The organism is Nocardia tengchongensis (assembly GCF_054781395.1).
Genome location: NZ_BAAGUM010000003.1, coordinates 470,928 through 478,719 on the forward strand (window position 1 = coordinate 470,928; position 7,792 = coordinate 478,719).

Below are 7,792 nucleotides of genomic sequence, written 5' to 3' on the forward strand. Positions count from 1 at the left end.
GGTATGTGTCCATGCAGGACGATCCGATCGACCCCTTCGTCGCCCACCGCCGGCTGCTGTTCGGCACCGCGTACCAGATGCTCGGCACGGTCACCGACGCCGAGGACGTCCTGCAGGACGCGTGGATCAAATGGCATGAGGTGGACCGGGATACGGTCACCCACCCCAAGGCCTATCTGGTCCGCACCGTCACCAACCTGGCGCTCAACCGCCTCACCTCGGCCCGCGCCACCCGCGAGACCTATGTCGGGCCGTGGCTGCCCGAACCCCTGCTCACCACCACCGACGCCGCCGAGGAGACCGAGATGGCCGACACCGTGTCGACCGCGATGCTGGTCGTCCTGGAAACCCTCGGCCCGGTCGAACGCGCGGTGTTCGTCCTGCGCGAGGTGTTCGGCTACTCGCACGCCGAGATCGCGGGCTTCCTGGACCGCCCCGAGGCCACCATCCGCCAGATCTCCCACCGCGCCCGCTCCCACGTGCACGCCCGCCGCCCCCGCTTCGACGCCGACCCCGCGACCCGCTCGGAGATCACCGAGAAGTTCATGGCCGCCGCCCAGGGCGGAGACGTCAACGCGCTCATGGAACTGCTCGCCCCCGAAGTGACGCTGTGGAACGACGGCGGCGGCAAGATCACCGCCGCCCGCCGCCCACTGTCCGGCCCCGACCACGTGGCCCGCTGGCTGCTCGGCGTCATGGCCAAACCGATCAGCGCCGGCATCTACCTCGAATCCGCCTACATCAACGGCGAACTCGGCATGCTCGCCAAGATCGGCGACTTCCCGGTCGGCGCCCTCACCTACGACATCCGCGACGGCCACATCGAGAACATCCGCTTCCAGGTCAATCCCGACAAGATGGTCGGTTTGCAGCAGCAGGCCGCGGCCGGATCGGCCGCCGAATCGGTCGGTGAGTAGCGAACCGGGTTTGCGCGAGAGTCGGTCCCGTACTATTCGGCGCTCGTCGGGGGCAACCGCCCCCGAGTCGAAAACGCTCTTTTGCAAGGGATTTCGTAAGTGACCGGTTTGACAACCCGCCGCGTGGCGCGACACATTCTGCCCTGGGCCGCCGCGGCCTTCATCGGTGCGAGCACCGCGCTCGCCGGACCCGCCGCCGCCCTGCCGGTGCTCCACGCCGGCTGCGCCGCAAGCGAATACGAGAACAGCGACGGCGCGTGCGTGCACCGTCCCGAACAGAGCGCCACCGCGCCCGACGGGGCAACCGCCCGCTGCAAAGACGGCACCTACAGCTTCAGCCAGCACCGCCGCGGCACCTGCTCGGGCCATCGCGGCGTCGCCGAATGGCTCTAGCCACGGGCGCTGACCCGACTACCGGGTCCTGACCGGGCGGCCGTCCCGGAACCGCGTGCGGGACGGCCGTGCGGAAGAATGGGCCGACGTGAGTGCCGAAGAGCTTGCCGTCGAACCGTTGCGCGCGGCGCGGCGACTACTCGGCGGTGTGCTGCGGTCGGGTGCGGTGGGACTGCGCATCGTCGAGGTCGAGGCGTACGGCGGTGACCCGGAAGGGCCGTGGCACGACCTGGCCTCGCACTCGGGGCGCGGCCGCACGCCGCGCAACGCGGTCATGTTCGGACCGCCCGGCGTGCTCTACGTGTATTTCAGCTACGGCATGCACACCTGCGTGAACGTCACCACCGGGCCCGACGGCATCGCCGGCGCGGTGCTCATCCGGGCCGGGGAGGTCATCGAGGGCCTCGACATCGCCCGGAGCCGCCGCCCGGCCGCCAAATCCGATTCCGGCCTCGCTCGCGGCCCCGGCAATGTCGGCAGTGCCCTCGGAATCGGCCTGGACGACTACGGAACTCACCTGTTCGATCCCGCCGCGCCCATCCGGCTCGAACTCGGACCCGAAATCACCGACCCCGCCGCCGTTTCCAGCGGACCCCGGGTCGGCGTGAGCCTCGCCGCCGACCGGCCGTGGCGACTGTGGCTGACCGATTCCCCGGCCGTGTCCGCCTACCGGCGCAGCCCGCGGGCCCCCAAGCTGGATCGATCCGCGTAGCGCGCGATCTCGGGGCACGGGCCGTATCCGCGGGCGGGACGGAGGACTACGGTGGACCAATCGACAGTCCACCCCTAGGCGGCCAGCTCATGTTCGAACGGTTCACCGACACCGCGCGCCGCACCATCGTGCTGGCGCAGGAAGAGGCCCGCCTGCTCGGGCACGACTGGATCGGAACCGAACACCTGCTGCTCGGTCTCCTGCACGGCGAGGACCCGATCGCCGGACGAACGCTGGGGGAGCTGGGCCTGGATCTGTCGGGTCTGCGGGAACGCGTGGATCAGGCGGTGGGCGTGCAGGACTCGCACGCCCCGGCCGGGCACATCCCCTTCACGGCCCGCTCCAAGAAGGTGCTCGAGAACTCGCTGCGCGAGGCGATGCGCCTGCAGCACAGCTACATCGGTCCCGAACACCTGCTGCTCGCGCTGGTCTCGGAGGGGTCCGGAGTGGCCTCGCAGGTCCTGATCAGCCAGGGCGCCGAGCCCGGCGAGATCCGCAGCCGAGTCCGTGCCCGCATGCAGGCCGCATCCGCCACCCCCGGCCCGGGGGCCACCGAAACCGAACTCCGCCAGCGGATCACCGAACTGGAGCGGCGGGTCGCCGAACTCGAGCGCCGCCTGGACGGGCCCGGCGGGCCCGTCCACGGCGACATCATCGGTTAGATCGGGACCGCGTTCAGATCAGCACCGCGGCGCGGGTCCGCGCCACCGCCCGCACGGCGGCAATCGTTGCGCGAGAAGCGGTTTCGCCCGTGCCGAAGGCCCAGGCCACGCCGTCGCCGGTGCGGTACTCCAGGTAGGTCGCCGACAGCGCGGAACCCGCGCGGTCCACGGTCTGCTGGGTCACCGACAGCACCTCGACCGGGAATCCGTCCGCCGCCAGCGCATCGATCGCCTCCTCGACCGTCGCGTCATCGGGAATCTCCGGGCCGGTCAGGTTCGCGCCGGCCGTGTATACCTCGCAGAACAGCTCCCACAGCGTCCGTGCCGACACCTCGGTGCCGGTCCTATCGGTGTGGCGCTGGACGTGGCGCGCGAAGTCGATCTGCAGCCGCCGCGGCAGCTCCAGGCCGTACTCCGACTGCAGCAGATAGGCGATCCCGCCCTTGCCCGACTGCGAATTGACCCGGATCACCGCATCGTAGGAGCGGCCCACATCGGCCGGATCGATCGGCAGATACGGTACCTCCCAAGGGATTTCACGCTCCGGCTGCTCCAGCCGCGCCGCCCGCTCCCGATGCTCGGCGAACCCCTTCTTGATGGCGTCCTGATGGGTGCCCGAATACGCCGTGTACACCAGATCCCCGGCGTACGGATGCCGTTCGTGGACCGGCAGCCGCGTGCAGTACTCCACGGTCCGGCGCACCTCGTCGATATCGGAGAAGTCGATCATCGGATTCACGCCCTGCGCGTGCAGATTCAACGCCAGCGTCGCCAGATCCACATTGCCGGTGCGCTCGCCATTGCCGAACACGCACCCCTCCACCCGCTGCGCCCCGGCCAGCACCGCCAACTCCGCGCAGGCGATCCCGGTGCCGCGGTCGTTGTGCGGATGCACCGACAGGATCACGCTCTCCCGCCGCGCCAGATTCCGGTGCATGTACTCGATCTGATCGGCGTACACGTTGGGCGTGGCCACCTCGACCGTCGCGGGCAGGTTCAGCGTCACCGGCCGCTCGGGGGTGGCGTCCCACAGCGTGGTCATGCGGTCGCAGACGTCCAGCACGAAATCGGGCTCGGTCAGCATGAACACCTCGGGCGAGAACTGGAACCGGACATTCGGCATGTCCCCGGCCAGCTCCAGCACATCGCGCCCGCCCGCCGCGATCAGCTCGGCCAGCTCGTCACGGCTCTTGCCCAGCACCACGTTTCGCCAGGTCGGGGCGGTGGCCGTGTACATGTGGATGACCACGTCGTTGGGGATGCCGCGCACCGATTCCACGGTCCGCTCGATCAGATCCCGTCGCGCGGGGGTGAAGACGACGATGCTGACGTCCGCGGGCGCCAGCCGCTGCGCCCCGATCAGCCGCACGAAATCGAAGTCGGTCTGCGAGGCGCTGGGATAGCCGACCTCGATCTCCTTGTAGCCCATGGCCACCAGCAGTTCGAAGAACCGCCGCTTGCGTTCGGGGTCCATCGGCTCGGCCAGGGCCTGATTGCCGTCGCGCAGATCCACCGGCACCCACAGCGGGGCGGCGGTGATCCGATTGGCAGGCCAGTGCCGTTCGGTCACGGGGACCGAAACACGCTGGTACACATCGCGATATCGATGCGACGGCATGACGGAGGGCTGCTGACGATTCCAGCTCGGGGCAGGGTCGGAATGAGTGCGCACGGGACAATCGCTTTCGCGTCGGAGGAGGTGACCGGCGCAGCACCGCGAGCCCGCTGACGGGGTGCCGGTCGATCAGACCCCGTCGCGGCGGCGAAGGAGAAGCAGGGCACCTGTCAGCATGTGGACTAGACTAGAGGGGAATAACTCCTCAGACAAGTAGAGAGGACGGCGACACGTGGCGCAGGTCCAGAGGCATCCGCTCGCCGCCCAGGCCGCCGAGGTGTTACTCACCCGGATCCGCGCGGGGGAGTGGCAGCTGGGCCACAAACTGCCCGGCGAGACCACCCTCGCCGCCCAACTCGGCGTCGGCCGCTCCACCCTGCGCGAGGCCATCCGCGAACTGGCCGGCCGCGGCGTCCTCGAAAGCCGCCAGGGCGCGGGCGTTTTCGTCACCGCCCTCGACGTCGCCGAGGACTGGGACACGGTGCTGCGCCGCAGCGACATCGTCACCGTCATCGAGGCCCGCATCGCCATCGAGGCCGAAGCCGCCGCCCTGGCCGCCCGCCGCCGCACCCCCGCCGACCTGCGCGCCATGCTCCGCGCCCTGGCCGCCCGCGCCGAAAGCGGCGATTCGATCGAGGGTTTGGTCGACGCCGACACCGCCTTCCATCGCACCGTGGTGACCGCCGCCCACAACGACATCCTGCTTGAACTGTTCAATGCCTTCGTCCCGCGCTCGCGCCACGCCATGATCGACATGCTGCGCATCCGGCCCATGCGCTCCCCGTCGAGCGACCACGACGCGCACGAACACCTCTACGACGCCATCCGCGCCCGCGACGCGGAGGCCGCCGCCACCGCCAGCCGCGTCCACCTCAGCGCCCTCAAAGCCGCCTTCGACACCTAGTCGGAAAAAACTTTCGGGGCAGCGATGAGTTTCCGCGACGGCCCCCGTCCTATCCAGCAAGCGGTTCGGCACCGAACCGACAAGCCCCGGAAGGACATTCGACATGGCCACCATCACCGCCCCCCAGACCCTCACCGTCGCCGCCCCGAGCAAGCTCCGCAACCGCGTGCTGTGGACCCTGCAGATCGTGCTCGGCCTCTTCTTCGTCATCGCCTCCGGCCTGCCGAAGTTCGTCGGCCAGGCCGACGCGGTCCGCATCTACAACGAGATCGGCTGGGGCGACTGGTTCCGCTACTTCACCGGCCTGGTCGAGGTCTCCGGCGGTATCGGTCTGATGGTCGCCCGCCTTTCCGGCCCGGCCGCCGCGGGCCTGTCCATCACCATGGTGTGCGCCGCCGCTACCCAGGCCTTCCTCCTCGGGGCCCCCGGCCTGGCCGTCTTCCCGCTGGTCCTGGTCGGCGTGTTCGCCTGGATCGCCTACGAGCGCCGCGCCTCCTTCGCCACCTTCACCGATCTGGTGAAGTGACCCGAATCAACGCTCGACCTCCAGCCCGTCGCCTCGGCGACGGGCTTACGGGCGTCCGCGGCGGTTCTTCACGCTGATCAGCGGATCGGTCCGGGCTTGTACCGATCCGCCGAGAGGCTCAACCCTCTGCAACCGCCATATTCACGTGCGGAAAGATGGAGTAGGTGAGCGGCGACATCATTGACGAACTGACCTGGCGCGGACTGATCGCGCAGTCCACCGATCTGGACGCCCTGCGCGCGGCCGCGGCCAAGGGCCCGATCACCCTCTATGCCGGGTTCGACCCGACCGCGGCCAGCCTGCACGCCGGACACCTGGTTCCGCTGCTGGCGCTCAAGCGCTTCCAGCGCGCGGGTCACCGCCCGATCGTGCTGGCCGGCGGCGCGACCGGACTCATCGGCGATCCCCGCGACGTCGGCGAGCGCACCATGAACTCCACCGACACCGTCGCCGAATGGGCCGGCCGCATCCGCGCCCAGCTGGAACGCTTCGTGGATCTGGACGGCGGCGACAACGCGGCCGTCATCGCCAACAACATGGACTGGACCGGACCGCTCAGCACGGTGTCGTTCCTGCGCGACATCGGCAAGCACTTCTCGGTCAACGTCATGCTGGCCCGCGACACCGTCAAGCGACGCCTCGAGTCCGATGGCATGTCCTACACCGAGTTCAGCTACATGCTGCTGCAGGCCAACGACTTCCTGCAGCTGCGCCGCGAGTACGGCTGCACGCTGCAGGTCGGCGGCTCCGACCAGTGGGGCAACATCATCGCCGGCGTCGAGCTCAACCGCCGCGTCGACGGCGAGCATGTGCACGCGCTCACCGTCCCCCTGGTCACCTCGGCCGACGGCAAGAAGTTCGGCAAGTCCACCGGCGGCGGCAGCCTCTGGCTCGATCCGGAGATGACCAGCCCCTACGCCTGGTACCAGTACTTCGTGAACACCGCCGACGCCGACGTGGTCCGCTACCTGCGCTGGTTCACCTTCCTCTCCCGCGAGGAGCTCGACGAGCTGGAGAAGGCCACCGCCGAGAAGCCCTTCGCCCGCGAAGCGCAGAAGCGCCTGGCCGCGGAGATGACCACGCTGGTGCACGGCGAGGAGAACACCCGCGCGGTGCAGCTGGCCAGCCAGGCGCTGTTCGGTCGCGGCGATCTGCGCGAACTCGACGAGTCCACTCTGGCCGCGGCGCTGTCCGAATCCGCGGTGGACGGCAAGGTCGCCGAGGTCACGCCTACCTCGACCATCGTGGATCTGCTGGTCGAATCCGGTTTGTGTGAAGGCCGCAGCGCGGCCCGTCGCGCGGTCAACGAGGGCGGCGCGGCGGTCAACAACGAGAAGGTCGCCGACCCGGACTGGACCCCGTCCGACGCCGACTACCTGCACGGACGCTGGCTGGTCCTGCGTCGCGGCAAGAAGAACTTCGCCGGCGTGCGCCGCGCCGGCAACTGAGTCCGGTCCCCGATAGGCAAACAAGATCGCAATGACCTGAGTCACAGACAGGTGGCTCAGGTCGCCGATCGGGCCGGTCCGCAAGTCGTTAACCAGCGCAAACGCCCCGGTGACCAGCGGATTTGACCCAGCGTTATCCGCCGCGTAACTTAGTCCAAGTCAGAGCGACACGGACACCGACCGGGACCGAAACGCCCAGCTCAGAGGCTGGAAATCGGGATCGGAAACGAGGTTGGACGAGAGCGCCGGACACGAACACTCCAGCTAGATGAAAATCAGTCCTTGACTCCTGTGGGGTTCTGTGACTAGGCTGGAAAAGTTGCCTAGCCAGTCGGACGAGCTCAACGCTTGGATCGATGGCTTGTGCGTGTGTTCTTTGAGAACTCAATAGTGTGTCGATGAATGTCAGTGCCAAATATTTTATTTGGTTCCGATTCCTCACCCCCCGTGTGAGGGTCGGACATTTAGTCAGCAAATACTTTTGCTGGCGTTTGATTTTGCCAAGGTTTTCGGACTCTGGTTAATTCTTCCAATTACACCTTCGGGTGCGATTGAGAGTCTTCAACGGAGAGTTTGATCCTGGCTCAGGACGAACGCTAGCGGCGTGCTTAACAC

The 7,792-nt window shown here is 68.3% G+C and carries 8 protein-coding genes; 7 read left to right on the forward strand and 1 reads right to left on the reverse strand.

Annotation, left to right across the window (positions count from 1 at the left end; genetic code table 11):
• Positions 1-11 precede the first annotated feature (11 nt).
• From ACYVKL_RS05125 to ACYVKL_RS05140, 4 genes are all read left to right on the forward strand, one after another.
• Positions 12-917 carry an RNA polymerase sigma-70 factor gene (locus tag ACYVKL_RS05125; protein WP_379170694.1) on the forward strand — a complete coding sequence of 302 codons (906 nt, stop codon included), beginning with the start codon at positions 12-14 and terminating at the stop codon, positions 915-917.
• Between the two features lie 99 nt (positions 918-1,016).
• Positions 1,017-1,310 (forward strand): DUF3761 domain-containing protein, encoded by a 294-nt coding sequence (locus ACYVKL_RS05130; RefSeq protein WP_379170692.1) that lies wholly within the window; start codon positions 1,017-1,019, stop codon positions 1,308-1,310.
• Between the two features lie 88 nt (positions 1,311-1,398).
• The gene (locus ACYVKL_RS05135; RefSeq protein WP_379170690.1) at positions 1,399-2,022 is read left to right on the forward strand and encodes a DNA-3-methyladenine glycosylase; all 624 of its coding nucleotides are present in this window, start codon (positions 1,399-1,401) and stop codon (positions 2,020-2,022) included.
• A gap of 89 nt (positions 2,023-2,111) precedes the next feature.
• On the forward strand, positions 2,112-2,684 hold the full coding sequence (locus ACYVKL_RS05140) for a Clp protease N-terminal domain-containing protein (RefSeq protein WP_379170688.1): 573 nt from the start codon (positions 2,112-2,114) through the stop codon (positions 2,682-2,684).
• A 13-nt stretch (positions 2,685-2,697) separates the two neighbouring features.
• Here ACYVKL_RS05140 and ACYVKL_RS05145 read toward each other — a convergent pair whose 3' ends face one another.
• Positions 2,698-4,302, reverse strand: coding sequence for a 2-isopropylmalate synthase (locus ACYVKL_RS05145; protein WP_379170686.1), 1,605 nt, complete (start codon positions 4,300-4,302; stop codon positions 2,698-2,700).
• 229 nt (positions 4,303-4,531) lie between these two features.
• Here ACYVKL_RS05145 and ACYVKL_RS05150 point away from each other — a divergent pair, with 229 nt between their 5' ends.
• From ACYVKL_RS05150 to tyrS, 3 genes are all read left to right on the forward strand, one after another.
• Positions 4,532-5,203: a FadR/GntR family transcriptional regulator gene (locus ACYVKL_RS05150; protein ID WP_213554698.1), complete on the forward strand. Its 672-nt coding sequence runs from the start codon at positions 4,532-4,534 to the stop codon at positions 5,201-5,203.
• A gap of 103 nt (positions 5,204-5,306) precedes the next feature.
• On the forward strand, positions 5,307-5,729 hold the full coding sequence (locus ACYVKL_RS05155) for a DoxX family protein (protein ID WP_379170684.1): 423 nt from the start codon (positions 5,307-5,309) through the stop codon (positions 5,727-5,729).
• A gap of 164 nt (positions 5,730-5,893) precedes the next feature.
• Entirely contained in the window at positions 5,894-7,177 is a 1,284-nt protein-coding gene (tyrS, locus tag ACYVKL_RS05160) for a tyrosine--tRNA ligase (RefSeq protein ID WP_379170682.1), read from the forward strand.
• Positions 7,178-7,792 lie beyond the last annotated feature (615 nt).

Bases quoted from the DNA above. Each gene is read 5' to 3' on its own strand.
- ACYVKL_RS05145 (WP_379170686.1), bottom strand. From the start codon at position 4,302: ATGCCGTCGCATCGATATCGCGATGTGTACCAGCGTGTTTCGGTCCCC.
- ACYVKL_RS05140 (WP_379170688.1), top strand. From the start codon at position 2,112: ATGTTCGAACGGTTCACCGACACCGCGCGCCGCACCATCGTGCTGGCG.
- ACYVKL_RS05125 (WP_379170694.1), top strand. From the start codon at position 12: ATGCAGGACGATCCGATCGACCCCTTCGTCGCCCACCGCCGGCTGCTG.
- ACYVKL_RS05155 (WP_379170684.1), top strand. From the start codon at position 5,307: ATGGCCACCATCACCGCCCCCCAGACCCTCACCGTCGCCGCCCCGAGC.